Source organism: Paracoccus bogoriensis (assembly GCF_019431455.1).
Taxonomy (GTDB): domain Bacteria; phylum Pseudomonadota; class Alphaproteobacteria; order Rhodobacterales; family Rhodobacteraceae; genus Paracoccus; species Paracoccus bogoriensis.
Genome location: NZ_JAHYSR010000020.1, coordinates 1 through 25,023 on the forward strand (window position 1 = coordinate 1; position 25,023 = coordinate 25,023).

The window sequence follows — 25,023 nt, forward strand, 5'->3', positions numbered from 1 at the left end:
GAGGCGCGCCGGACGCTTGAGCAATCTGACTGCTCCGCGCCCGGCGCGCTTGCCCAACCCGAAACCGGCCACTATCAAGCCCAAGGACTCTCGATATGAACGAGGAACGACCGGGGGCAGGTCACAGGCCGTAAAGGTTCTCCAGCTGGGCCTGTATATCGCGCACCGACAGACCGGCGGCGTAGAGACCCATGATCTTGTCGTCGACCCCATCATCCGGGTCTGCCCCTTCTTCACCAGATCAGGCTCGAAGCTGCCTTCCCGGTCTCGCGGCACCGAAAGCGGCGCCTCGCCGTCCGGGCCCTTCACCCGCTTTGTCGCGCTCCCGTGCCGGCGGTTGGTCTGATCGGCTGGTGGCTCAGGCCCGGCCTCACAACCCAGATGCGCGGTCAGTTCGGCACCAAGCATCCGCTCCATCAGCCGGATCTTCAGCTCCTTCATGAGCCCGGCGTCACCGGGCAGATCCTCAGGCCGCTTGCAGCCCTTCAGCAACTCGTCCAGCAGTTCGTTCGAAATCGTCATCGTCCTTGCTCCTCTCCGGAAGCATGGACCCAATCAACCATACACAGAAGACAGGACACTCTCCCCGATCCTGTCGGCCCGCTCGGGCTGACCGGCGGCGTTGTGGCCGACCGCGGCGACTTCGCGCGGGCCGTCATGGCCGCCATCGACGCCTACGGCGCAACCGCCCACATCCCGGCCAGAGCAACGTCAAGGTGGCCCAAACCCGTGGACCGGACGATCTATCGCGAGCGCAACCGGATCGATAGATTATTAAGTGATATCAAGCATTTCATCGGAATCGCCGCGCGCCACTTCAAGGCGGTCGCAAACGCCCTTGCCGCCCTCCACCTTGCCTGTTTCAGGCTCTGGATCAAGGCAAATAAGTCCACGACCTAGACAAGAAAGCTTGCCACCTGCCGTGACTGCGCTTCGACCAGATCCAGTGCAGCCTCATCCAGGTCGGTGCGGGTGGTGCGGCTGAGAAAGCAGAACATCCCGAAGACGCTGCCATCAGGTCGATGCACCGGAACACTGAGATGGCTGCCGATCGGGATCATCCGTGTGATCGGCAATTCGACCGCGATGGGATGCTGGCTCGTATCGCCCATTAGTCGCGGCAGGCCACCGTCGAGGATGTGCTTGCAATAGACCTCTCGCAGGTCCATCGACTGACTGGGTTGAATCATCGCCTCAAGCCCGGGTGCACTGACGGCACGGAAAACGGCACGTTCCTCGACGAATTCGGACAGATAGCCCACTTCCATCCCCAGTGTTTCACGGACGGTTTCCAGTGTCGTCTGGATCGCTTGCACCCGCGCATCATCCACGGCAATTCGGGGAAGGGTGGCATTATGATTCGTCATGGGGATCCTCTTGCCCTGGTCGTGGCCAGAGTAACCCGGAACCTCTCGATGACGAGGGCTTTAATCGTGACAGGTTTACCTATCAGACCAGGATGCCAGAGGCTGGAACAGCCCCGCGACCTGACGTTCCTGCGGGCGAGCGCGATGTTCGACCAGATAAATGCCCTGCCAGCGACCCAGCATCATGCGCCCGCCTTGCACCGGGATTTGCAGGCTGACCGGCAGGATCGCGGCTTTCAGATGGGCGGGCATGTCGTCCGGCCCCTCGTAACGATGCGTGATCCAGTCCATCGCAGGCTGATCCGCCCGCGGGGCCAACCGGCCCAGCCAGGCCAGCAGATCATCCTGGACTTCGGGATCGGCATTTTCCTGAATCAGCAATGAGGCCGAGGTATGCCGGATCATCAAGGTCAACAAGCCGTCGTCCTGACCGCTCAACCATGCGGCGACCTGATCCGTCATGTCGTGGCAACGCGCGCCCTGAGTGCGAACCGTGAAAGTGGTAATCATTTCGCGGCCTCGGATGCCGGCAGGGCGGGCGGTTCGTCCAGCGGGTCATGGTCCATGGTAATCTGCTTGCTGGCTCGTGCCCCAAGGCCACGCAACATCTCGACCTGGCGGATCACATTGCCCGCGCCACGCGACAAACGATCCAGCGCCTGACCCTGCGCCTTGCTTGCCTGATCCAGCGCACGGCTGACGCCCTCCATTGCGTCGATGACCCCGGCCAGCTTGTCGTAAAGCGCCCCGGCGCGGCGCGCAATCTCGGCTGCGTTGCTTTCGCGCCGCTCGACTGCCCAGATGTGTTCGACCGTGCGCAGCGTCAGCATCAGCGTCGTGGGCGTGGTCAGACCGACCCGGCGCTCCATCGCAAAGGCGGCCAGCGTCGGATCGGCCCGCAACGCCTCGGAGAAGGCGCCTTCGATGGGCACGAACATCAGGACGTAATCCACGGCGCCGTCATCCAGACGCTGATAGCCGCGATCCGATAGCTGCAGGACATGGGCACGCATCGCGGCCACATGGCGGCGTAGCGCCGCCTGCGCCTCGGCCGGGTCGTCATGGGTGACGGCAATCTCGTAATCGTTCAGAGAGACCTTGCTGTCGATCACCATGACCTTGCCGCGCGGCATCCTGACCACCACGTCGGGCCGCCACAGCTTGCCCTCGCCATCGCGCCAGCTGGATTGCATGTCGTAATGCGTTCCGGCCAGCAGGCCCGAATCTTCCAGGATACGTTCCAGCACCATCTCGCCCCAAGCGCCCTGCCGCTGCTTGTCGCCCTTCAGCGCGCGCGTGAGCGCCACGGCTTCGCGGCTGATCTGCTCGCTGCGCTGGTGAAGCGACAGGATATGCTCGCGCAAGCGAGCTGCCTCTTCGTCCAGGATGCGATTGCGGCTGTTGAGTTCGCTCTGAAAGCGGTGAACCTGTTCGCGGAAGGGTGTCAGCAGCGCGTTCAGCTGATCGTTCTGGCTTTTCTGCAGATCGGCCTGCTGGCTGCGCAACGTCTCGGCCGACAACAGCTTGAACTGGGTGGTCATCTCCTCGCGCAACGCGCGCAGCGTGGCGACCTCGCGGGCGCTGGCCTCGCGGTCCTTTTCGGCGGCCAGGCGCGTTTCGGCCAGGCGCGTCTCAAGCGCGGCATGGTCGCGGCGGGCCTGATGCAGCGCATCCGTCAGACTGTCGCGCTCTTCGGTCAGTTCCGACAGCCGCGCGGACTGCGCATCCAGTCGTGCCTCGATCTGGCTCAGCCGCATTTCAGCCTCATGGGCGCGGATGGCCGTCCGAGCGGCCTGATCCTCGGCCTGGGCGCGCAGGCGCTCGGCCGCAGCCAGCCGATCTTCGGCCAGCGCCGCGCGCTGCCCTGCCAGCGTCGCGCGGCGCCAGACCACCAAGACCGTCACCATCAGGACAAAAGCCAGGATCTGCCAGAGCAAGGCTGTGTCAGCGGCAGGTCCAAGCATGTCCGGCATGAGATTCCCCTTGAAAATGGGGATAGTGTTCACATTTTGTGCCGCAAGGCAAGGGCGCTATCCCGGCAACATCCGCAAAAAACTGACAACGCTGCGCACGTAATCCTGCGGATTCACGGTCGAACTGTCCGAGCCCGCGAACCAGTCCATAAGCGACATCTGATCGCGGTCGGAATAGCGCATTGTCCAATTCCGAAACAGCCTGTGCTCCAACGGGCCCGAGGACAATATGTTCAACGCGCTATGACGGCGGTCCCGCCTCAGCAACGCCAGCACCTCCTGCACGGCCGGAGCCGGGCCTTCCAGCCACTGGAAGAACAGGCCCGCTTCGTGATGCAGACAACCCGTCAGGGACAGGTCGCGGTTGCGATCCCGCGCCGAGGCAAGGATGGCGCGCATGTCGTCATTGGTCAGCCACGGCGCAGCATTGCTGCGGTAAAGCAGAAAAGACAGTCCGGTTGTTGCGTCAGGGCTATTGGTCAAGGAAGGACCGCAGCTTTCTGCTTCGCGAAGGATGTTTGAGCTTGCGCAGGGCCTTGGCCTCGATCTGGCGGATGCGCTCGCGGGTGACGCTGAACTGCTGGCCGACTTCTTCCAGCGTGTGATCGGTGTTCATGCCGATGCCGAAGCGCATCCGCAGCACGCGTTCCTCGCGTGGCGTCAGGCTGGCCAGAACGCGGGTCGTCGTCTCCTTGAGGTTTTCCTGAATCGCGCTGTCCAGCGGCAGGATCGCGTTCTTGTCCTCGATGAAATCGCCAAGCTGGCTGTCCTCCTCGTCCCCGATCGGGGTTTCGAGGCTGATCGGCTCCTTGGCGATCTTCATCACCTTGCGGACCTTTTCCAGCGGCATCTGGAGTTTCTCGGCCAGTTCCTCGGGGGTGGGTTCGCGGCCGATCTCGTGCAGCATCTGGCGGCCGGTGCGCACGAGCTTGTTGATCGTCTCGATCATGTGGACCGGAATGCGGATGGTCCGCGCCTGATCCGCGATGGAGCGGGTGATGGCCTGGCGGATCCACCAGGTCGCATAGGTCGAGAACTTGTAGCCGCGGCGATACTCGAACTTGTCCACGGCCTTCATCAAGCCAATGTTTCCTTCCTGGATCAGGTCCAGGAATTGCAGCCCGCGGTTCGTGTATTTCTTGGCAATCGAGATGACCAGGCGCAGGTTCGCCTCGACCATCTCCTTCTTGGCCTGGCGGGCCTCTTTCTCGCCGCGCTGGACCTGGGCCACGATGCGGCGGAATTCCTCGATATCGACGCCGACATATTGCCCGACCTCGGCCATATCGCCACGCAGCTTCTCGACCTGATCGCGCGAGCGCTCGAACAGGGCTTGCCAGCCACGACCGGACCTTGCCGACATACGCTCGATCCAGGTCGGGTCCAGTTCGCTGCCGCGATAGGCGTCGATGAACTCACGGCGGTTGATGCGGGCGGCATCCGCCAGCTTTACCATTGCGGAATCGATGGTCACGATGCGACGGTTGATGCCGTAAAGCTGATCGACCAGCGCCTCGATCCGGCTGTTGTTCAGATGCAGCGAATTGACCAGCGCCACGATCTCGGAGCGCAGAAGCTGATAATCGGTCTCGGCCGTGGCAGAAAAGCTGTTATCCTCGTTCAAGGTCGCGGACATGCGCTGATCCTGCATGTCGGCCAGACGCTCGTAATTCAGCGCGATGGCTTCCAGCGTCTCCAGAACCTTGGGCTTGAGGCTGGCCTCCATCGCTGCCAGCGACAGGTTCTGGCCTTCGTCATCCTCGTCCTCGTCGTCGCTGCGCAGGGGATTGCCGTCGGCGTCGAATTCCTCGCGCTTCTTGGCGGCTGTGCCGGGATCGGCCCCCGGGGTCAGCTCCTCTTCGTCGGCATCTTCGCCGTCCCCGTCGAGCGATTGGCCGAATGTGGCTTCCAGGTCGATCACGTCGCGCAGCAGGATCTCTTCGTCCAGAAGCTCTTCGCGCCACATGGTGATGGCCTTGAAGGTCAGCGGACTTTCGCACAGGCCCGCGATCATCGTGTTCCGACCGGCTTCGATGCGCTTGGCAATGGCGATCTCGCCCTCGCGCGAGAGCAGCTCCACGCTGCCCATCTCGCGCAGATACATGCGCACCGGGTCGTCGGTGCGGTCCAGCTTTTCGGTCTCGGTCGAGGCAAGGGCAACCTCGCGCGAGCCGGAACCGGTCACGGCAACCGCGCCGCCTTCGGCTTCGTCGATGCCGTCCTCGTCCTCGATGACATTGATGCCCATTTCGGACAGCATCGACATCACGTCCTCGATCTGCTCGGAACTGACCTGATCGGGCGGCAGGACGGTGTTCAGCTGATCATAGGTGATGTAGCCCCGCTCGCGCGCCTCGGCGATCATGCGCTTGACCGCCGCCTGGCTCATGTCCAGCGTATGGGCGTTGTCGTCGCGTTCGCTCTTGTCGTGATCGTCGTCCTTGGCGGCCATCAACGGCTCCCTTTCCAGCGGTCTGGCAGCGATTCGCGAGCAAACCGAATCGGCGCTTGAGACCAAGTTATCTAGCCTGCTTCGAGGGCGAATCAAAGACCGGCCCCAATTGATGATTCGCAAAGTTGCGCGAGCGGCAGGCGGCCCTCAGCGTCGCGGCGGCTTGCGCCAGATCTGCCCCGACAGCCATTCGGACAATTGTGCGGCTAGGGCATCGCGATCCTCGTTCAGGTCGCTCGCGGCCGCGATCTCGGGACGCTCGGCGCGGTGACGGGCGCGCGCGATCTGACTGATGCGCCAGGTCAGACCTTCGTCTGCCTCGCCCTGGATCTCGAACTCGGCGCGTGCCAGTTCGGATTGCGCGGCGCGGTCAGCCTCGATCCGGTCGAGAAGATTGGCCAGAATGGCGGATGCGGCCTCATCCTGTTGCTGTTCGATGATGGTCGGGGTCAGCCCCAGATGGGAATCGCGCCTGAGTCTGTCAAGGCAGCGCGCGCCTTGCGGGGTGCTGCCTTGCGTCAGCAGATCGTGCAGCAAGGCGGCGCGGTCGGGATCGCGCGGCGTCAGGCGTTCCAGTCGCGCCTCGACCGCAGGTATGCAGGCCGGACGCAGCGCGCAGATAAGAAGCGCCGCGCCCTCCAGCAGGTCGGTCCCACGCTCGGGCACGGCCACCGGGACGAAGGGGCTCGTCGCCCGCGGGGCCATCGAGGCCCCTTGGCGCCGGGCCGGGCTGCGCCCTGCCGCGCCCCGTCCGAAACCGGATGACCCAGAGCCCGACGGACGCCCGCCACCGAAGAGAGCCCATCGCTTGTCGCGGATTTCCCGCTGGTAATGTCTGCGCGTCATCTCGTCAGGGATGCGGGCGATGGCCTCGGCCAGGCGACGATCCAGCGCGGCCTTGCGTTCGGGACTGTCGAAAACCTGACCCTCGGTCTCGCGCGACCAGAGCAGATCCACAAGCGGACGCGCCTGATCCAGAAGCGCGCCCATGGCGCCCGGACCCGCAGCCTTGATGAGGTCATCGGGATCCTGCCCCGCAGGCAGCATGACAAAGCGCAAGGCCTGCCCCGGCCCGGTCAGCGGTAACGCCAGGTCGATCAGGCGCTGCGCCGCACGCTGCCCCGCCGCATCGCCATCAAGCGCGATCACGGGCTCGGGCGAGACGCGCCACATCAGGCGAAGCTGTTCTTCGGTGATGGCGGTGCCCAGGGGCGCCACGGCGCCCTGGAAACCGGCGCGTGAAAGCGCGATCACATCCATGTAGCCCTCGGCCACGATCAGGCGCTGCCCCTTGGCGACCGCCGAACGTGCCGGGCCAAGGTTGTAGAGGTTGCGGCCCTTGTCGAACAGGGGCGTTTCCGGGCTGTTGAGGTATTTTGCCCGCGCATTCGGATCCATCGCGCGGCCGCCAAAGCCGATGCAGCGCCCCTGCCCGTCGCGGATCGGAAAGATGATCCGCCCCCGGAACCGGTCATAGACTGCCCCGCCGCCATCGGGGCGAGCCGAGATTCCGGCCTCGACGATCTGGTCCTCGGTGAAGCCCTTGTCGCGCAGCGCATCAGTCAGGGCCGTGCGCTGGTCGGGAGCAAAGCCGATCTCGAACCGCTCGATCGCGGCATTGTCCAGACCGCGCCGGGCCAGGTAGTCGCGCGCTTCGGCGGCAGCGGCGGTCTGAAGTTGCAACCGGAACCAGCGGCAGGCGGCCTCGGTCACGTCCAGAAGCGTCTTGCGGCGGTCGGTCCTTTCGCGGGCGCGGGGGTCGGGTTCGGGCATCGACAGCCCCGCCTCGGCCGCCAGCAGCTTGACCGCATCCATGAAGTCCAGCCCGTCATGCTCGCGCAGGAAGCTGACCACGTCGCCCTTGGCGTGGCAGCCGAAGCAATAATAGAACCCCTTCTGGTCGTCGCAATGAAAGCTGGCGGATTTTTCCTGATGGAACGGACAGGGCGCCCACCAATCGCCGCGCGCCTGATTCGACTTGCGCAGATCCCACGTGACCTTGCGGCCGATCACGCGGCTGATCGGGACGCGGTTGCGAATCTCGTCGAGGAAGCCGGGAGGCAGGGACATGGAGCGATTATCCGGCATGAGGCGCGGCGCGGCAAGCGGGCGATCAACCCCTATGCAGCCCCCACGGCCCCGCGCGCAAGACCCCAGTAGATCTGCGCGATCCGGTCGCGGTCCAGCCGGCCGCCCTCGCGATACCAGTTCGTGACCCCGGTCAGCATGGCGATCAGCGCCAGCGCGGTCAGCTTGACATCCTCGATCCGCATCACGCCGGCCGCCACGCCGTCGCGCAGGATGCGTTCCAGTAGCCCCTCGTATTGCCCGCGCAGGGCCGCGATGCGGGCGAAATTCTCGGGCGTGAGGTTGCGAAGCTCCATATAGGACAGAAAGACCGCGTCCGTGTGATCGAGGCTGAAGCCGATATGGAAACGCACGAAGCGTTCCAGCCGCGACAACGGATCGGCCGCCGGATCGTCGGACCATGCGTCCAGCAGATCCTGCATGTGACTTTCGAGAAGATCACGCAGCAGCGCCTGCTTGTCGGGCGTATAGGCGTAAAGCGCGCCGGCCTGCACGCCCACCGCCGCCGCGATCTGGCGCATCGACACGGCCGCATAGCCCTGCCGCGCAAACAGGCGGCGGGCCTCGTCGCGAAGCAGGGGGCCGGTGATTTCGGCGCGGGAACCTTGTGTGCGGGCCATGTGCCGTTCATAGCGCCCGCCCGCCGCCGCGAAAAGCCGCCATTGCCCCGACTTTGGCACAGGATTAGGGTTGGGCCATGATCCTGCGCGCCCTGCCACTGTGCCTTGCCGTCCTGACCGCCGCCTGCGCGGACCGTGGGGCCTATCCCCGGCTTCTTCCCACCGCCGATGTGCTGGCCGAACCCGCCCTGCCCGCCCATGCTGTCCCCGCCGCCACGCCAGAGGGCGCAACCCGGATCGAGGCCGCCGCCCTGTCGCGCGCCGAGGCCCTGCGTCGCCGCGCGGCCAACCTGGGCGGGCCGGTGATAGAACCCGACTTGCGCGACCGGCTGCGGGGCAGGTGATTGCGCGGGTCGCTCCCCACTGGTAAGAAAAACTGACCAGATATCGGAGAGCCTCATGCCCACGATTACCTGCATCGGCGACCTCAAGGCGCTGCACCGCGCCCGTGTCCCGAAAATGTTCTATGATTACGCGGAATCGGGTAGCTACACCGAACAGACCTTTCGCGAGAACTGCACCGATTTTGCGCGACTTCGCCTGCGCCAGAAAGTGGCCGTGGACATGTCGAACCGCACTCTGGCGGGGCAGATGGTCGGGCTGCCGGTCTCGATGCCGGTGGGGCTGGCGCCGGTCGGGTTGACCGGGATGCAACATGCCGACGGCGAGATCCTGGCCGCCCGCGCCGCCGAGGAATTCGGGGTGCCCTTCTGCCTCTCGACCATGTCGATCTGTTCCATCGAGGATGTGGCGGAACATACCACCAAACCCTTCATGTTTCAGCTTTATGTGATGAAGGATCAGGACTTTCTGGCCGCGATCATCGAACGCGCCAAGGCCGCACGATGCAGCGCGCTGGTCCTGACGCTGGACCTTCAGATTCTGGGACAACGCCACAAGGATCTGAAGAACGGCCTGTCCGCCCCGCCCCGGATGACACTGCCGGTCATGCTGGATCTTGCGACCCGCTGGCGGTGGGGCCTGAAGATGCTTCAGACGAAACGGCGCGGATTTGGCAATATCGTGGGCCATGCCAAGGGCGTGGGCGACACGCGCAGCCTGATGAGCTGGACGGCCGAGCAATTCGACGAGCGGCTGGACTGGGACAAGATTGCCGCGATCCGCGACATGTGGGGCGGCAAGCTGATCCTCAAGGGCATTCTGGACCCCGAGGATGCCCGCATCGCCGCCGATTTCGGGGCAGATGCCATCGTGGTCAGCAATCACGGCGGGCGGCAGCTGGACGGGGCGCTGTCCTCGATCCGGATGCTGCCCCATATCGTGCGCGCCGTGGGCGACCGGGTCGAGATTCACATGGACAGCGGCATCCGGTCCGGCCAGGACGTGCTCAAGGCGCTGGCCATGGGGGCCGATGCGGCCTGGATCGGGCGGGCCTGGCTGCACGGTCTGGGCGCGATGGGCCAGGCTGGCGTGACCCGCGCGCTTGAGATCATCCGCAAGGAACTGGACGTGACGATGGCGCTTTGCGGCGAACGCGACGTGGCAGCCCTGGGCCGTCACAACCTGCTTGTGCCGCAGGGCTTCGAGACCGAATACGGCGCCTGATCCGCAGCCCGCTTCGGGCGCGAAAGGGGCTTCACATCCGCGCCATCCTGCGATAAGGGCCACGACTTGTCGCCATGCACCCTGGAGGATGGCGATACCAACAACGGACAAGGAATACGATCATGGCCAAAGAGATCCCGGATCTGGTGGCCGAGCCGCGCGCGGGGACAGGCAAGGGAGCCGCCCGCCAAGCTCGCCGCCAAGGCAAGGTGCCCGGCATCGTCTATGGGGACAACAAGGACCCCGTGGCGATTCAGTTCGACTTCAACAAGCTGCTGACCAAGCTGCGCGCTGGCCGCTTCATGTCCACCCTGTGGAACCTGAAGGTCGATGGCCAGGACGACGTGCGCGTCGTTTGCCGCGGCGTCCAGCGCGATGTCGTCAAGGATCTGCCCATCCATATCGACTTCATGCGCCTGCGCCGCACCTCGAAGGTGAACCTTTTCATCCCGGTCGAGTTCATCAACCATGACAAGTGCCCCGGCCTGAAGCGCGGCGGCACCCTTGTCACAGTCCGCCCCGAGGTGGAACTGGTCGTGACCGCCGGTGACATCCCCGACCACATCACCGTCGATCTGGAAGGCCTGGAGGTCGGCGCCACGATCCATATCGGTGACGTGACGCTGCCTGAAGGCGCCAAGCCCACCATCGACCGTAACTTCGTCATCGCGAATATCGCAGCCCCGTCGGCGCTGCGTTCGGAAGACGATGCAGAGGAAGAGGCGGAATAATCTCCGCGCGCTTCGGTCGCATCAGACAGGGGGCGGTGCCATCGGCGCCGCCCCTTTCCATTCAGCGCCACCTTTGCTAGCCCGCTTGCATGGAGACACGCATGGAACCCGTCCACATCATCGGCGCCGGACTTGCCGGTTCCGAAGCGGCCTGGCAGATCGCCCGCGCGGGCGTCCCGGTCATCCTGCACGAGATGCGCCCCGCCAAGAGCACCTTCGCGCACCGCACCGGCGACTGCGCCGAAATGGTCTGCTCGAACAGCTTCCGCTCGGACGATGACGTGATGAACGCCGTCGGCCAGCTTCATTGGGAGATGCGGGCGGCGGACGGCCTCATCATGCAGATGGCCGCGCGCCACCGCCTGCCTGCAGGCGGCGCGCTGGCCGTGGACCGCGACGCCTTCTCGGCCGCCGTGACCCAGGCACTGAGGGCCGAGCCGCTGGTCACGATCCGCCCCGGCGAGATCACCGAATTGCCCGAAGGCGGCAACTGGATCGTGGCGACGGGGCCGCTGACCTCGGACCCGCTGGCCGACGCGATCCGCAGGCTCACCGGCCGCGAGGCACTGGCCTTTTTCGACGCGATCGCGCCAATCGTCCATGCCGACACGATCGACATGTCCGTGGCTTGGGAACAATCACGCTATGACAAGGGCGAAACCCCGGCCGAGCGGAAAGCCTATATCAACTGCCCGATGACCAAGCCCGAATACGAGGCCTTCATCGACGCCCTCCTGGCCGCCGAGAAAACCGAGTTCCACGAGGGCGAGACGGCAGGCTATTTCGACGGCTGCCTGCCGATCGAGGTCATGGCCGAGCGCGGCCGCGAGACGCTGCGCCACGGCCCGATGAAGCCGGTCGGCCTGACCAACGCGCACCGCCCCGAAGACAAACCCTATGCGGTGGTGCAGCTTCGCCGCGACAACGCCCTGGGAACGCTCTACAATATCGTGGGCTTCCAGACCAAGATGAAATACGGCGCCCAGACCCGGGTGTTCCGGATGATCCCCGGCCTTCAGAACGCCAGCTTTGCCCGTCTCGGCGGCATCCACAGGAACAGCTTCCTCAATTCGCCCAGTCTGCTCGATGACCGGATGCGTCTGCGTGTGGCGCCGCATTTGCGTTTTGCCGGCCAGATCACGGGGGTCGAGGGCTACGTCGAAAGCGCCGCGATGGGCCTTCTGGCCGGACGCATGGCCGCAGCCCAGGCCCTCGGACGCGACCTGCCGCCGCCGCCCGCCACCACGGCGATGGGCGCGCTGGTCAACCACATCACCGGCGGCGCCGAGGCCAAGACCTTCCAGCCGATGAATGTGAATTTCGGCCTCTTTCCGCCTTTGCCCGAGGCGCGCAGCGGACGGCGCGGCCGCAAGGACCGCTATCCGGCCTATACGCAGCGCGCCAAGGACGATTTCGGCGCATGGCTGGCGGCCCAGTAGTCCCCGGCGCAGTCACGCGCTTTGCCCCCTCGCCCACGGGGTTTCTGCATCTGGGCCACGCCTTTTCGGCCCTGACGGCTGCGGAACACGGCCGCTTTCACCTCAGGATCGAGGATATCGACCGCGACCGCTGCCGCCCGGAATTCGAGACGGCGATCTTCGAGGATCTCGCCTGGCTGGGCCTCGACTGGCCGCAACCGGTCATGCGCCAGTCGGACCGCCTGCCGGTCTATCAGCAAGCGCTGGACCGGCTGTCACCCCTGACCTATCCCTGCCGCTGCCGCCGCGGCGATATTCGCGCCGCCCTCTCGGCCCCGCAAGAGGGCGCGCCGCCCGCAGGCCCCGACGGGCTGATCTATCCGGGCACCTGCCGCCAGCGTCGCCACGATCAGGCCGGGCCCGACGATGTTATCCGGCTCGACACCGCCCGCGCCTTTGCCATGCTGGGCCTTGATCGGCTCGCCTTCCGCGATCAGGCGATCGAACCCGACCGGGACCAGACCTTGACCGCAGCAGAATTCGCAGCCATGATCGGAGACGTGATCCTTTCCCGGCGCGGCATGGGCACGTCCTATCACTTGGCGGTCGTTCTCGACGACGCGGCGCAAGGCATCACCCTGGTGACACGTGGCCGTGACCTGTTGCAGGCAACCTTCATCCATATCCTGCTGCAACGCCTTCTGGATCTGCCCACCCCCCGCTATCTGCATCACCGCCTGATCCGCGACGAGGCGGGCAAACGCCTTGCCAAACGCGACGATGCCCGCGCGCTGCGCCATTACCGCGAAGCGGGCGCCACACCCGATGACATCCGCCGCATGATCGGCCTCTGACCTTTGCCTTGGCCCAAATATCCCTGGGGGAGCCCGCAGGGCGGGGGGGGGCAGCGCCCCCCTTATACCATCGGTGTCATGATCTCGACCTCGTCGCCCTCGCGGATCGCCGTGTAGAAGCACGACCGCCGGTTCGTGTGACAGGCCGGCCCGGACTGCCGAACCAGAACCAGCAGACAGTCGCGATCGCAATCCACGCGCATTTCGACCAGCTCCTGCACATGGCCCGAGCTTTCGCCCTTGACCCAGAATCCTCGCCGCGATCGCGACCAATAGGTCACGCGCCCGGTCTCCAGCGTCCGGGCAACGGCCTCGGCATTCATCCAGGCCATCATCAGAACCTCGCCCGATGCAGCATCCTGCGCGATGGCGGGAACCAGACCCGCCGCATCATATTTGAGGCTGAGAGGATCGAACATCCTGTTTCCTTTCACGGGCTGGCCTCCTATCTAAAGCATGTATCCGGCTTGCGGAAGAACCGAAGGGAAGACCATGTCCGACAGCGACCTCATGCAGCTCTATTCGCGCCGGATCCTGGCCCTGACGACAGCCATTCCGCATCTGGGCCGCCTGTCCGACCCGCAGGCCATGGCAACACGCCGGGCGCCGCATTGCGGCTCGTCGGTCAGCGTGCAGCTGCGCCTTGCCGAAGGCCGGATCGCCGAATTCGCCCAGGAGGTGCGCGCCTGCGCGCTTGGGCAGGCCTCGGCCTCGGTTCTGGGTCAGGCGGTGATCGGCCGCGACCGCGCCGAAATCGCTGCGGCACGCGACGCCCTGCGAGCCATGCTCACGCAAGAGGCTCCGCCCCCGCGCGCCCCCTTCGACGCGCTCGAAGCCCTGATCCCGGCGCGCGCCTATCCCAACCGCCATGCCTCGATCCTGCTGGCATGGGAGGCGACGCTCGATGCGATGGACGCCGCGACCAGGGCTGCCTGACCACGAACAAACCAGGAAAAAACCGGCCCGAGCGACCGGGCCGGCCAAGTTGCGCGTGCTTTAGGGGCAGATAGACCGCACAGGCAAGCGGCCATGAGCAACGCGGGGCAGAAACGGCAGGCGAAATCTCAGGGTTGCAGGATGGCGGGCAACCACAGAATGACGGTGGTGATCACGGCCAGGGCGGTTACACCGATGATATCGGACAGAAATTCAGGGGTCATGGCGGCAACTCCTCTATGTTGCTTTTTTGTTCCCATATTCATCCGATTCGGTAAAGAACTTTTTAAGAACAATCTCGGATTTCGGGCTTGTCCGCCTTGATCCAGAGATTTGCACTGAACCGCGCCGGGTTTCCCGGAGGCTGATCGATCCTGGTTACGCGGCCGCAGGTTCAGCTTCCAGAGCGGCGTAGAAGTCGGCCTCGGCTTCGGCTGGCGGGCTGTTCCCGGTGGGCTCCAGCAGGCGGCGGCTGTTGAACCAGTCGCGACCCCTTTGAGCGTGGCGTAGTCCACAGCCTCGACGCCAGGCCATGGGCCGCGGCGATGGATGACCTCGGCCTTGAACAAACCGTTGCGCCCGGTGTCCCAAGAACCGATGGCGGGGCTGCTCGATCAGGATTGCCTGCCCCTTCACCTCGGTCACAAGCCGCGCGGCGAGGACCGCAGCGAGCGGCTGGCTTTTGGTCGGTCGGTCCGTCCCTGGTAAGGCCCGCTATTGCGCATCACCCCTGCGCGCCATCAGGTCACCCTCAAAAAACGCCCCCGACATGCCTGCCCCAAGGGGCGCATGGGCTTGGCGCAAGCCATGGCGCCCGCGCATCTGTTGAAGGACAGTTAGCCTACCAAGGCGCTTTTGGCGCAGATTGCCGTCTCCGGGCATTCCGAACCTATGCCACTCAACCGGCGGGCCGTGGTGATGGTGGTGCACGGGTTTCCGATCCACCGCCCGGTGCTGGCCGGCGGGATGGGTTGGAACGGTGCCATGATCGCCCCGGTTGTTGACCACAGGGCCAAGCGCCTGCTGGCCGGCAGCCCCGGCTTCATGTCGCCGAAACCACCGCCCTGATTCCGGTTCTGGGCAAGGGAAGACCGGGACGGGCAATCTCTGGGCCGTCTTGCGCGATGACCACGGTTGGAACGGCCCCGCGCCGTTCGACGCGGCGCTGAATCAGCGACCAGGGCGAAACGGCGAATACGCCGCCGACATCCCTGATGGCTCCGCCGGCACGATCCGGGCCGATGCCCATAGGGCCTAGCCAACCGAGATGAGGCGAAAGGCCTGATCCTGCTGCATCAACCACATCAGCATCCGCACGGCCTGCCCACGAGGGCTGCTCAGGTCCGGGTCGCGTTCCAGCAAGGCGCGGGCATCGCTTTGAGCGACGGCCATCAGCCCGGCTTGATGTTCCAGATCGCCGATCCGGAAGCGCGGCAGGCCCGATTGCGCCGTCCCGATCACGTCGCCCGCGCCGCGCATCTCCAGATCGACCTGGGCAATGCGGAACCCGTCTTCGGTGTCGCGCAGCGTGGTCAGGCGGCGCGCCCCGCTCTCGTTCAGCGGCGCGTGATACATCAGCAGGCAGGTCGAGGCCCCCTGCCCCCGGCCGACCCGGCCTCGTAGCTGATGCAGTTGCGCCAGGCCGAAACTTTCGGCGCGCTCGATCACCATGATCGTGGCCTCGGGCACGTCCACACCCACCTCGATGACCGTCGTGGCGACCAGAAGCTGCGCCCGACCCGAGGCAAAATCAGCCATCGCCGCATCGCGTTGATCGGCAGGCATCTGCCCGTGCACAAGCCGAACACGATCTCCGAACCGGGCGCGCAAGGCTGTGAACCGCGCCTCGGCAGCGGTCAGATCGCTTACTTCGCTTTCATCGACGAGGGGGCAGACCCAATAGGCGCGTGCGCCCTTTTCCATTGCCGCCGCCAGACGCGCAACGACCTCGTCCAGCCGGTGGTCGCCGATCATGACGGTGGTGATCGGCTGCCGCCCCGGAGGTTTTTCGTCCAGCACAGACAGGTCGAGATCGCCGTATTGCGACAGCGCCAGCGATCGCGGGATCGGTGTCGCGGTCATGATCAGCATATCGGGCGGTTGGTGGCCCTTGGCCGACAACTCAAGCCGCTGCGCCACGCCGAAGCGATGCTGTTCGTCGATGATCGCCAGCCGCAGATCGGCGAAGGCCACATCCTTCTGAAAGACCGCATGGGTGCCCACCAGAATGTCGATCCGCCCTTCGGCCAGATCGGTCAGGATCATGGTCCGGGCCTCGCCCTTGTCGCGGCCGGTCAGCGCGGTCAGCCGAACGCCTGCCAGCCGGGCCAGAGGCTCCAGTGCACGGGCATGTTGACGGGCCAGGATCTCGGTCGGAGCCATCAGCACGGCCTGCCCCCCGGCCTCGACCGCGATCAGCGCCGCCAGCAGCGCGACCAGCGTCTTGCCCGCGCCGACATCCCCCTGAAGCAGCCGGTTCATGCGTCGATCGCTGGCCATGTCGGCCGCGATCTCGTCAACGGCGCGCGACTGGGCAGCAGTCAGAGGCCAGGGCAGTCCCGCCAGAACCCGTGCGCGCAGTCGCCCGTCGCCCGGGCTGGGCCGGCCGCGCAGCCGCCTTTTCTCGCGCCGCACCAGCGCCAGCGTCATCTGATGGGCCAGAAACTCGTCATAGGCCAGCCGCGCACGACAAGGCGCATCGGGCGACAGGTCGCGGGCCGAGGCCGGGTGATGCGCCTGATCCAGCGCCGCGCCGATGCCGGGCCAGCCGCGCGCCGCGACAAGCTGCGGATCAATCCATTCCTCAAAGGCGGGCAGCCGGGTCAGCGCCGCCTCGACCGCGCGGGTCATCATCTTCTGGGTCAGCCCCGCGGACAGAGGATAGACGGGCTCGAAACCCGCCGGAGGACGCTGGCTCTCGGACAGGATATGGTCAGGATGGATCATCTGGGCGAGGCCATCGAACAGTTCGATCCTGCCGCTGACCAGCCGCCGCAGACCGACCGGCAATTGCGAGGCGATCCAGTCGCCCCGCGCGCGAAAGAAGACCAGAGTCACCTCGCCGCCTTCTTCATCGCGGCAATGCACCCGCCAAGGGCGATTACGCGCGATGGGCGCCTGGTGGCGCGCGACGGTCAGGGTCAGGGTCACGATCTCGGGCGGGCGGGCGTCGGCGATGCGCGCAATACGCCTGCGGGCGATCCCGCCGGTCGGGAGCGTCATCACCAGATCGCGCGGGCGGGTAATACCCATCTGCTCCAGCGCGGCGCGCGCCTTGGGGCCGATCCTCGGCAGCGTCTCGATCCCGGCAAAAAGCGGGAAGAGGGCGGGCGGGCGCCCCTTGGTTTCGGTCATCCGGCCCCCGCGATGCGAAGCCATTCGTCCTCGTCGATCACCGTGACCCCCAGTTCAGAGGCCTTGGCAGCCTTCGCGCCCGCTCCCGAGCCCGCGATCAGCAGATCCGTGCGCGCACTGACCGAGCCCGCGACCTTGGCACCCATCGCCTCGGCCCGGGCCTTGGCCTCGGCGCGGGTCATGCGTTCCAGTGTGCCGGTGAAGACCAGCGTCTTGCCGGTGATTTCGGTTTGCGTCTCGGGCGCGGAATCGGCATCCAGCGGGCTAATCTGCGCCAGCAGCCGGTCGATGCCTGCGCGTTCGGCTTTTTGCGCGAAGGCAGTCACCAGCGAAACCGCAAGCACCTCGCCGATCCCGTCGATGCCGACCAGATCGGCCCAGGCGGCGCGGGCTTCGGCGCCAGGATCGGGAGCCTCGGACCAGATCCGGTCGCGGACCTCCTTGACACGCGCGCGGCGGCCCTCGGCGGCTGCAGCGGCACGTTCGCGGGCAACCGCGTCTTCGGCGGCGACGTGACGTTCAGCAGCGGGCGCGGCGCGCTCCAACGCCTCGACCAGCGCGGACCAGCTGCCGTAATGACGTGCAAGCGTGGCAGAGGCCACTTCGCCGACATGCCGGATGCCAAGCGCAAAGATCAGGCGCGCCAACGGGATGCGCCGCCTTTTCTCGATTGCGGCGAAAAGTTTTTCGACCGAACGCTCGCCGAACCCTTCCCGGTTCTTCAGGCGTGTCAGCCCGGCCGCGTCCCGCTTGGCAAGGGTGAAGATATCCGCGGGCTCGCGAATCGGCAGGACGGGATCGGCAAAGAACATCTCGATCTGCTTCGCACCGAGGCCGTCGATGTCGAAAGCGGCGCGACTGACGAAATGCTTGAGCTTTTCGACGGCCTGAGCCGGGCAGGTCATTCCTCCGGTGCAGCGTCGCACGGAATCACCCGGCTCGCGGATGGCCTCGGCCCCGCATTCAGGGCAATGAGTCGGAAAGGCAAAGGGCCGGGCGTCATTCGCCCGCCGCGACAGATCGACATCGGCGATCTTGGGGATCACGTCTCCCGCGCGATAGACCTGCACCCAATCGCCCTCGCGAATGTCGCGGCCCTCGCGGATCGCGGCCCCCGTGCTGTCGCGACCGGCGATGTAATCCTCGTTGTGAAGCGTCGCATTCGAGACGACCACCCCGCCCACCGTAACGGGTGCCAGCCGCGCCACTGGAGACAGCGCGCCTGTCCGGCCCACCTGGATCTCGATCCGCTCAAGGCGCGTCCAGGCGGTCTCGGCCGGGAACTTGTGGGCCAGCGCCCAACGCGGCGTGGTCGCGCGAAAACCCAGCCGCGCCTGATAGGACAGGTCATCGACCTTGTAAACCGCGCCGTCGATGTCATAGCCAAGACTGGCGCGCTGTTTCTCGATCGCGGCCCAGGTCTCGATCAGGCATTCGACGTCGTGGCAAAGCCGCATCAACGGGTTGGTCTGAAAGCCCAGCTCGGCCAGCCGCCGCACTGCATCGAATTGCGTCAGGGCGAGTGGCTCGGACAGTGCGCCCCAGCCATAGGCGAAGTAACGTAAAGGCCGGCGCGCCGTCACCGCAGGGTCGATCTGACGCAGCGACCCCGCCGCCGCGTTGCGCGGATTGGCAAAGACCTTGCCCTCGCCCGAAAGGTTGAGGGCTGCAAAATCCTCGTGCGTCATATAGACTTCGCCCCGGACTTCGAGGATCTCGGGCGCGCCGATCAACCGATGCGGAATGTCCGGGATGGTCATGGCGTTGGCGGTGACGTTCTCGCCTACCACCCCATCGCCCCGCGTCGCCGCCTGGACCAGAACGCCGCTTTCGTAGCGCAGCGACAATGACAGGCCGTCGATCTTCGGCTCGGCCGTCAGGGCAAGGGGCTGGTCCGGACCGAGGTTCAGGAAATTGCGCACGCGCGCGATAAAGTCCTCGACATCCTCGCGCGCGAAGCCGTTGGCCAGTGACATCATGCGCTGCGCATGTGTGACCTTGCCGAATCCGTCGGCGGGAGGGGCGCCGACGCGGCGCGTAGGGCTGTCGGCGCGAGCCAGGTCCGGGTGCAAATGCTCAAGCTCCTGAAGCCGCCGCTTGAGCGCGTCATATTCCGCATCCGAGATAAAGGGCGCATCCTCGCCGTGATAGGCGCGATCCGCAGCAGAAACGCGCGCCACAAGATCAGCGATCTCGGCCATCGCCGCTTTCCGACCCGACTCTGCCTTGCCGTCATTCTGCGTCATGCCATCCCTCGCCGCGTCTGTCGCGGCCCGGCAGAGCCGCGCGATACGCCTTGGGTATCGCCGAAGCTGCGGACAAGTTCCAGCCCGGCCCGGCGTGGCCGGTCGCCGCGATCAGCCGTCAGGCGCCAAGTGCCAGCCGCTCCTCCTGGGCGGGGCCGGGATCACGCAGGACATAGCCGCGGCCCCATACGGTCTCGATGTAATTCTCGCCACCAAGAGCCTCGCTCAGCTTCTTGCGAAGCTTGCAGATGAAAACGTCGATGATCTTCAGCTCGGGCTCGTCCATGCCGCCGTAAAGATGGTTGAGGAACATCTCCTTGGTCAGGGTGGTGCCCTTGCGCAGGCTCAGAAGCTCGAGGATCTGGTATTCCTTGCCGGTCAGGTTCACCGGCCGCCCCGCCACCTCGACCGAGCGCGCGTCGAGATTCACGGTGATTTCGCCGGTGCGGATCAGAGCCTGGCTATGCCCCTTGGACCGGCGGATGATCGCCTGGATGCGGGCCTGCAACTCATCGCGATTGAAGGGCTTGGTCATGTAGTCGTCCGCACCGAAGCCGAACCCCCGCAGCTTGCTTTCGGTGTCGTCCGAGCCGGTCAGAATCAGGATCGGCGTGTCGATCCGCGCCAGTCGCAGGTGACGCAGAACCTCCATCCCATGCATGTCGGGAAGGTCCAGATCCAGCAGGATCAGATCGTAATCATAGAGCTTTGCAAGGTCGATACCCTCCTCGCCCATATCGGTGCGGAACACATTGTAGCTGGCAGCCGTCAGCATCAATTCGATCGCGCGTGCGGTGCTGGGATCGTCCTCCACCAGAAGAATACGCATGGCCGATACATCCTTCGATTCGCCGTGGTCCTTGCCCGACCATCGCGCCAACAGGTTAATATGGCGTTACCATGCAACCGGACAGCCGCATTAATCAACCCTCGGTTGTCTAAACCTCTGCAGAGAAGTGATCTTCAGCGCAGTGCGGCCATGTTTTTCAATGGCACTGGCCCAGGCGTCGAGTTCCTCGTCCGACAGGCCGTAGCGGCGCAGAGCCTCGTCCCGCGCGATCAGACCGTGGCGGATGGCCAGCACGACCACTTCCTTGCGGCTGGCGACCCAGCGGGTATCGCCGGGCGGCAGGTCGGCCATCGTCAGAATACGTCCATCCGGCAAGGTCACGGTTCTTGGCCCAGAGCTCTTTTTCACGAACATTCAACCTGTCCTTCGTTGCACGGACAGACCATCGCATCGCCCCATTGCCCGCCGGTTAACCGGCCCGACGTTTCAGCCGGCCGATCCCTTGAGATTGTCGGGCATTTGCTTATATTTCGATCCAATCCGCCGCCCCAAGGGCCAGCACGCCCGCCCCCGGAGATCGCCATGACCGCAACCGCTCTGACCGACGCCCCTTCGGGGGTTGCGGAAATCAACAGTCTCGGCTTTGCCAAACCGCCCGCTCAGACGCGCGTGGTCGTGGCGATGTCGGGCGGTGTGGACAGTTCGGTCGTCGCCGCCAAGCTGAAGGCCGAGGGCTATGACGTGATCGGCGTGACATTGCAGCTTTACGACCATGGGGCGGCGCTGGCCAAGAAAGGCGCCTGCTGCGCGGGTCAGGACATCCACGACGCCCGCCGCGTGGCCGAGCGGATGGGCTTTCCGCATTATGTGCTGGATTACGAGAACAAATTCCGCGAATCGGTGATCGACGAATTCGCCGACGCCTATCTGGCCGGTGCGACACCGGTGCCCTGCATCCGCTGCAACGAGCGGGTGAAGTTCCGCGACCTGCTGAACACGGCGCGCGATCTGGATGCCGATTGCATGGCGACCGGCCACTACATCCAGCGCAAGCAGGGCGCCAAGGCTGAATTGCACATGGCCGCCGACCCGGCCCGCGACCAGAGCTATTTCCTGTTCTCGACCACACAGGAACAACTTGATTTCCTGCGTTTTCCGCTCGGCCATCTGCCCAGCAAGGCCGAGACGCGCGCCCTGGCCGCCGAATACGGCCTGAACGTGGCCGACAAGCCCGACAGCCAGGACATCTGCTTCGTGCCGAACGGCGACTATGCTTGGGTGATCGAGAAGCTGCGTCCCGGCGCGGCCGATCCGGGCGAGATCGTGGACATGGAAGGCCGCGTCTTGGGCCAGCATCGCGGCGTGATCCATTACACGATCGGGCAGCGGCGAGGCCTGGGGATCGGGGGCTTGGGCGATCCGCTTTATGTGGTGCGTCTGGAACCCGACAACCGCCGCGTCGTCGTGGGGCCGAAATCGGCGCTGGCCACCACCATGGTCAACGTGACCGAGGTGAACTGGCTAGGCGACCAGCCCTTCGATGGAGAAATCGCCTGCTCGGTCCGCATCCGCTCGACCCGGCCGCCCCGGCCCGCCATCCTGCGCGCCCTGCCTGGCAATCGCGCCGAGGTCGAACTGCTGGATCCCGAGGAAGGGGTCAGCCCCGGCCAGGCCTGCGTGTTCTACGAGACCGGCGGAACCCGTGTTCTGGGCGGCGGCTGGATCAGCCTGCGTCGGCGGCCAGCTGCCTGATCCGTGCGATCATCGCACGAACGCCGTTAGACCGCTGCGCTGAAAGGTGTTCGTCCAGACCCAGTCGGGCCAATTGCGCCTGCGCGTCCACCTCTGCCACCTGCTCGACGGGCAGGCCCGAATACAATGCGTGCAGCACCGCAATCAGCCCGCGCACGATCAGCGCATCGCTGTCGCCCTGAAAGTCAAAGCGGCCATTCTCGATCCGGGGCATGATCCAGACCTGGCTGGCGCAGCCATCGACCTTGGTGGCGGGCACCTGAAAGGCCGGATCCATCGGGGGCATGGCGCGCCCCAGTTCGATCACGTGACGGTAGCGATCCTCCCAATCGTCGAGGAAATCGAAGGTGGCGGCAATGTCTTCAAAGGCGGGGGTAGCCATGGGGTTCTCCTGTCTCGGGAAACGGGGTAGCCTGCGCGTGCCCCAAGGTCAAAGAGGCTTTTCGGCGCGCCCCCTTTGGCCTAACACTCTGGCCAGTGCCGCCTCTGCACGGCGGGACCGCAGAAGGGATGCCGCGATGATCAGACTGACCCTGCCGCTGTTGATTGCCGCGCTGGCGCTGTCGGGCTGTGCGCGGCTTGGCGAAAGCAGGCTGAACCCGTTTCGCGGTGGCCCGACCACCCCGGCCACGCTGACGCCCGAGGGCGGCTATGCGCTGCGCGACGCGCGCCCGGCCGTTCCGATGCTGATCGGGGCGGAATGGCACCCCCTGCCCGAGGGGAGGCTGTTGGTCGTGCGCGGCTTGGCGCCGGTCAAGGGCTATCATTCGGCAGACCTGATCACCGAACGGGTGCAGCCCGGCGGCAGGCTGGCACCTGATGCCGACGGTGTGTTGCGGTTGCGCTTTGTCGCCGCGCCGCCGGCGGCGGGCGATCCGGCGGCGGCCCTGCGCGCGGATGCGGCGACCGACACGATCACGGTGGCCCGCCCGATCAGCTTTGCCCAGCTTCGCCGCATCGCGGCCATCGAGATCACCGGCGGCGACAGGGTCATCCGCCTGTCGCGCTGATCCGGTTGCCGCCCACCGGCGCGGGGGCTAAGGTGGCGGCTTCAAGACAGGTGCCCGATGACCCAGACACAAGAGGCCGCATACAAGGTTCTGGCGCGGAAATACCGGCCCGAGACCTTTGCCGACCTGGTGGGCCAGGATGCGATGGTCCGCACGCTGAAGAACGCCTTTGCCGCGGACCGGATCGCGCAGGCCTTCGTGATGACCGGCATCCGCGGCACCGGCAAGACGACGACCGCGCGCATCATCGCCAAGGGCATGAACTGTATCGGCCCCGACGGTCAGGGCGGCCCCACGACCGAGCCTTGCGGCGTCTGCGAACACTGCGTCGCCATCGCCGAGGGACGCCACGTCGATGTGCTGGAGATGGACGCGGCTTCGCGCACGGGCGTGGGCGATATTCGCGAGATCATCGAATCGGTGCATTACCGGGCGGCCAGCGCGCGCTACAAGATCTACATCATCGACGAGGTGCACATGCTGTCCACCAGCGCGTTCAACGCGCTGCTCAAGACGCTGGAAGAGCCGCCTCCGCATGTGAAGTTCATCTTTGCCACGACCGAGATCCGCAAGGTGCCCGTTACGGTTCTGTCGCGCTGCCAGCGTTTTGATCTGCGCCGGATCGAGCCCGAGGTGATGATGGCGTTGCTGCGCCGCATCGCGGATGCCGAGGGCGCCTCGATCACCGATGACGCGCTGGCGCTGATCACCCGTGCGGCCGAGGGTTCGGCCCGGGACGCGACCTCGCTTCTGGATCAGGCGATCAGCCATGGCGCGGGCGAGACGACCGCCGATCAGGTCCGCGCGATGCTGGGTCTGGCCGACAGGGGCCGGGTGATCGACCTGTTCGAGATGATCCTGCGCGGCGACGCCGCCGCCGCCCTGACCGAGTTGCAGGGCCAGTATGCCGATGGTGCCGACCCGGTGGCGGTGCTGCGCGATCTGGCGGATGTAACGCACTGGATCTCGGTCGCCAAGATCACGCCGGACGCGCTGGACGATCCGACCATCGCCCCCGACGAACGCCTGCGCGGTCGCGACCTGTGCACGCGGCTACCGATGCGCATCCTGTCGCGGATGTGGCAGATGCTGCTCAAGGCGCTGGACGAGGTCTCGGCCGCGCCGAACGCGATGATGGCCGCCGAGATGGCCGTGATCCGCCTGACCCATGTGGCCGACCTGCCCGACCCCGAAGCGCTGATCCGCCGCGTCCAGCAGGCCCAGAATGCCGGCGAATTCGCGCGCGGAGCCACCATGTCCGGGACCGGTTCGGGGGCGGGCGCGCAGGCGTCAGAAGCCCCTCACGCGATGCGCCGCGCCCGCCCGGCACCGGCGGTCCAGTCGCGCGGTTCCGCGGCGCAGGCGCTGGCCGTGGCGCCGGAACTGGCCGAGAGCTTTCCCGACTTCGCCTCGGTCGTCGATCTGATCGCGCGGATGCGGGACATGACGCTCTTGGTGATGGTCGAGCGCCATGTCTCGCTGGTGCGCTACAGCCCCGGCCGGATCGAGTTCCAGCCGCGCGGCGATGCGCCTGCGGAACTGGCGCAGCGTCTGGCCGAACGCCTGCGCGGCTGGACGGGCGGGCAGCGTTGGGCGGTCACCGTCACGAACGAGGACGGCGCCCCCACCATCGCCGAAATGCGCGAGGCCGAAGAGCGCGCAGCCCAGGAACGCGCCTTGGCCCTGCCCATCGTGCAACAGGTGCTGGCGGCCTTTCCGGGCGCGACCCTGACCCGCGTCACACGCGCCGCGCCCGCGCCCGAGATCACGGACCAGGCCGAGGGGACAGGCAATCCCCATGACGAAACCCGGGGTCCGGTGGCCGAGGTTGAGGAATGGGACCCCTTTGAAGATGAGGATTAGACA

At 65.9% G+C, this 25,023-nt stretch carries 23 protein-coding genes and 3 pseudogenes; 11 read left to right on the forward strand and 15 right to left on the reverse strand.

Annotated features, from left to right (window positions below):
* Positions 1-124: 124 nt before the first annotated feature.
* Positions 125-522 (reverse strand): annotated as a pseudogene (locus KY389_RS15850) (transposase); the annotation flags it as partial.
* 102 nt (positions 523-624) lie between these two features.
* On the opposite strand from KY389_RS15850, the gene KY389_RS10620 reads away from it, so the two are divergent.
* Positions 625-900 carry a transposase gene (locus tag KY389_RS10620; protein WP_219830913.1) on the forward strand — a complete coding sequence of 92 codons (276 nt, stop codon included), beginning with the start codon at positions 625-627 and terminating at the stop codon, positions 898-900.
* Here KY389_RS10620 and KY389_RS10625 read toward each other — a convergent pair.
* The 7 genes from KY389_RS10625 to KY389_RS10655 all read right to left on the reverse strand — a co-directional run bounded on the left by KY389_RS10625 (position 897) and on the right by KY389_RS10655 (position 8,500).
* Positions 897-1,367 (reverse strand): GAF domain-containing protein, encoded by a 471-nt coding sequence (locus KY389_RS10625; protein ID WP_219830914.1) that lies wholly within the window; start codon positions 1,365-1,367, stop codon positions 897-899. The genes KY389_RS10620 and KY389_RS10625 overlap by 4 nt on opposite strands.
* 75 nt (positions 1,368-1,442) lie before the next feature.
* Positions 1,443-1,877 carry a secondary thiamine-phosphate synthase enzyme YjbQ gene (locus KY389_RS10630; protein WP_219830915.1) on the reverse strand — a complete coding sequence of 145 codons (435 nt, stop codon included), beginning with the start codon at positions 1,875-1,877 and terminating at the stop codon, positions 1,443-1,445.
* A complete protein-coding gene (locus KY389_RS10635) occupies positions 1,874-3,340 on the reverse strand; it encodes a DNA recombination protein RmuC (protein WP_219830916.1) in 1,467 nt (488 codons plus the stop codon). Before KY389_RS10635 ends, KY389_RS10630 begins: the two co-directional genes overlap by 4 nt.
* Positions 3,341-3,397: 57 nt before the next feature.
* Positions 3,398-3,823 carry a BLUF domain-containing protein gene (locus KY389_RS10640; protein ID WP_219830917.1) on the reverse strand — a complete coding sequence of 142 codons (426 nt, stop codon included), beginning with the start codon at positions 3,821-3,823 and terminating at the stop codon, positions 3,398-3,400.
* The gene (gene rpoD, locus KY389_RS10645) at positions 3,813-5,792 is read right to left on the reverse strand and encodes an RNA polymerase sigma factor RpoD (RefSeq protein WP_219830918.1); all 1,980 of its coding nucleotides are present in this window, start codon (positions 5,790-5,792) and stop codon (positions 3,813-3,815) included. Before rpoD ends, KY389_RS10640 begins: the two co-directional genes overlap by 11 nt.
* Before the next feature lie 147 nt (positions 5,793-5,939).
* Complete coding sequence (dnaG, locus tag KY389_RS10650; RefSeq protein ID WP_219830919.1) at positions 5,940-7,862, reverse strand: DNA primase; 1,923 nt, start codon at positions 7,860-7,862, stop codon at positions 5,940-5,942.
* A 50-nt stretch (positions 7,863-7,912) separates the two neighbouring features.
* The gene (locus KY389_RS10655; RefSeq protein ID WP_219830921.1) at positions 7,913-8,500 is read right to left on the reverse strand and encodes a TetR/AcrR family transcriptional regulator; all 588 of its coding nucleotides are present in this window, start codon (positions 8,498-8,500) and stop codon (positions 7,913-7,915) included.
* A gap of 77 nt (positions 8,501-8,577) precedes the next feature.
* Between KY389_RS10655 and KY389_RS10660 the strand changes: the two genes are divergently transcribed.
* From KY389_RS10660 to gluQRS, 5 genes are all read left to right on the forward strand, one after another.
* On the forward strand, positions 8,578-8,844 hold the full coding sequence (locus KY389_RS10660; RefSeq protein ID WP_219830923.1) for a hypothetical protein: 267 nt from the start codon (positions 8,578-8,580) through the stop codon (positions 8,842-8,844).
* Positions 8,845-8,899: 55 nt separating this feature from the next.
* Positions 8,900-10,066 (forward strand): alpha-hydroxy acid oxidase, encoded by a 1,167-nt coding sequence (locus tag KY389_RS10665; protein ID WP_219830924.1) that lies wholly within the window; start codon positions 8,900-8,902, stop codon positions 10,064-10,066.
* Between the two features lie 122 nt (positions 10,067-10,188).
* Positions 10,189-10,797, forward strand: a complete 609-nt coding sequence (locus tag KY389_RS10670; RefSeq protein WP_219830926.1) for a 50S ribosomal protein L25/general stress protein Ctc — start codon at positions 10,189-10,191, stop codon at positions 10,795-10,797.
* 101 nt (positions 10,798-10,898) lie between these two features.
* The gene (gene trmFO / locus KY389_RS10675) at positions 10,899-12,236 is read left to right on the forward strand and encodes a methylenetetrahydrofolate--tRNA-(uracil(54)-C(5))-methyltransferase (FADH(2)-oxidizing) TrmFO (protein WP_219830927.1); all 1,338 of its coding nucleotides are present in this window, start codon (positions 10,899-10,901) and stop codon (positions 12,234-12,236) included.
* The gene (gluQRS, locus tag KY389_RS10680; RefSeq protein ID WP_219830929.1) at positions 12,218-13,069 is read left to right on the forward strand and encodes a tRNA glutamyl-Q(34) synthetase GluQRS; all 852 of its coding nucleotides are present in this window, start codon (positions 12,218-12,220) and stop codon (positions 13,067-13,069) included. The genes trmFO and gluQRS overlap by 19 nt, the downstream gene beginning before the upstream one ends.
* A gap of 62 nt (positions 13,070-13,131) precedes the next feature.
* Here gluQRS and hisI read toward each other — a convergent pair whose 3' ends face one another.
* Complete coding sequence (gene hisI / locus KY389_RS10685) at positions 13,132-13,488, reverse strand: phosphoribosyl-AMP cyclohydrolase (RefSeq protein ID WP_219830930.1); 357 nt, start codon at positions 13,486-13,488, stop codon at positions 13,132-13,134.
* A 73-nt stretch (positions 13,489-13,561) separates the two neighbouring features.
* On the opposite strand from hisI, the gene KY389_RS10690 reads away from it, so the two are divergent.
* Entirely contained in the window at positions 13,562-14,005 is a 444-nt protein-coding gene (locus KY389_RS10690; RefSeq protein ID WP_219830931.1) for an iron-sulfur cluster assembly scaffold protein, read from the forward strand.
* A gap of 378 nt (positions 14,006-14,383) precedes the next feature.
* Here the strand turns inward: KY389_RS10690 and KY389_RS10695 are convergent.
* A pseudogene (locus KY389_RS10695) lies at positions 14,384-14,580 on the reverse strand (IS3 family transposase); the annotation flags it as partial.
* A gap of 154 nt (positions 14,581-14,734) precedes the next feature.
* On the opposite strand from KY389_RS10695, the pseudogene KY389_RS15405 reads away from it, so the two are divergent.
* Positions 14,735-15,260, forward strand: a pseudogene (locus KY389_RS15405) (IS66 family transposase); the annotation flags it as partial.
* Here KY389_RS15405 and recG read toward each other — a convergent pair.
* From recG to sciP, 4 genes are all read right to left on the reverse strand, one after another.
* Positions 15,260-17,359: an ATP-dependent DNA helicase RecG gene (gene recG, locus KY389_RS10705; RefSeq protein WP_219830933.1), complete on the reverse strand. Its 2,100-nt coding sequence runs from the start codon at positions 17,357-17,359 to the stop codon at positions 15,260-15,262. The pseudogene KY389_RS15405 and the gene recG overlap by 1 nt on opposite strands.
* Positions 17,356-19,605, reverse strand: coding sequence for an NAD-dependent DNA ligase LigA (gene ligA / locus KY389_RS10710; protein WP_219830934.1), 2,250 nt, complete (start codon positions 19,603-19,605; stop codon positions 17,356-17,358). The genes recG and ligA overlap by 4 nt, the downstream gene beginning before the upstream one ends.
* 118 nt (positions 19,606-19,723) lie before the next feature.
* Positions 19,724-20,434 (reverse strand): response regulator transcription factor CtrA, encoded by a 711-nt coding sequence (gene ctrA, locus KY389_RS10715; RefSeq protein WP_219830935.1) that lies wholly within the window; start codon positions 20,432-20,434, stop codon positions 19,724-19,726.
* A gap of 90 nt (positions 20,435-20,524) precedes the next feature.
* A complete protein-coding gene (gene sciP / locus KY389_RS10720) occupies positions 20,525-20,809 on the reverse strand; it encodes a CtrA inhibitor SciP (RefSeq protein ID WP_219830936.1) in 285 nt (94 codons plus the stop codon).
* A gap of 168 nt (positions 20,810-20,977) precedes the next feature.
* Here sciP and mnmA point away from each other — a divergent pair, with 168 nt between their 5' ends.
* A complete protein-coding gene (gene mnmA / locus KY389_RS10725; protein ID WP_219830937.1) occupies positions 20,978-22,147 on the forward strand; it encodes a tRNA 2-thiouridine(34) synthase MnmA in 1,170 nt (389 codons plus the stop codon).
* Here mnmA and KY389_RS10730 read toward each other — a convergent pair.
* The gene (locus tag KY389_RS10730) at positions 22,119-22,529 is read right to left on the reverse strand and encodes a SufE family protein (protein ID WP_219830938.1); all 411 of its coding nucleotides are present in this window, start codon (positions 22,527-22,529) and stop codon (positions 22,119-22,121) included. The genes mnmA and KY389_RS10730 overlap by 29 nt on opposite strands.
* Positions 22,530-22,665: 136 nt before the next feature.
* On the opposite strand from KY389_RS10730, the gene KY389_RS10735 reads away from it, so the two are divergent.
* Together KY389_RS10735 and KY389_RS10740 are read left to right on the forward strand one after the other, a co-directional pair.
* Positions 22,666-23,157: a hypothetical protein gene (locus KY389_RS10735; RefSeq protein WP_219830939.1), complete on the forward strand. Its 492-nt coding sequence runs from the start codon at positions 22,666-22,668 to the stop codon at positions 23,155-23,157.
* Between the two features lie 57 nt (positions 23,158-23,214).
* Positions 23,215-25,020: a DNA polymerase III subunit gamma/tau gene (locus tag KY389_RS10740; protein WP_219830940.1), complete on the forward strand. Its 1,806-nt coding sequence runs from the start codon at positions 23,215-23,217 to the stop codon at positions 25,018-25,020.
* The last annotated feature ends 3 nt before the right edge of the window (positions 25,021-25,023 follow it).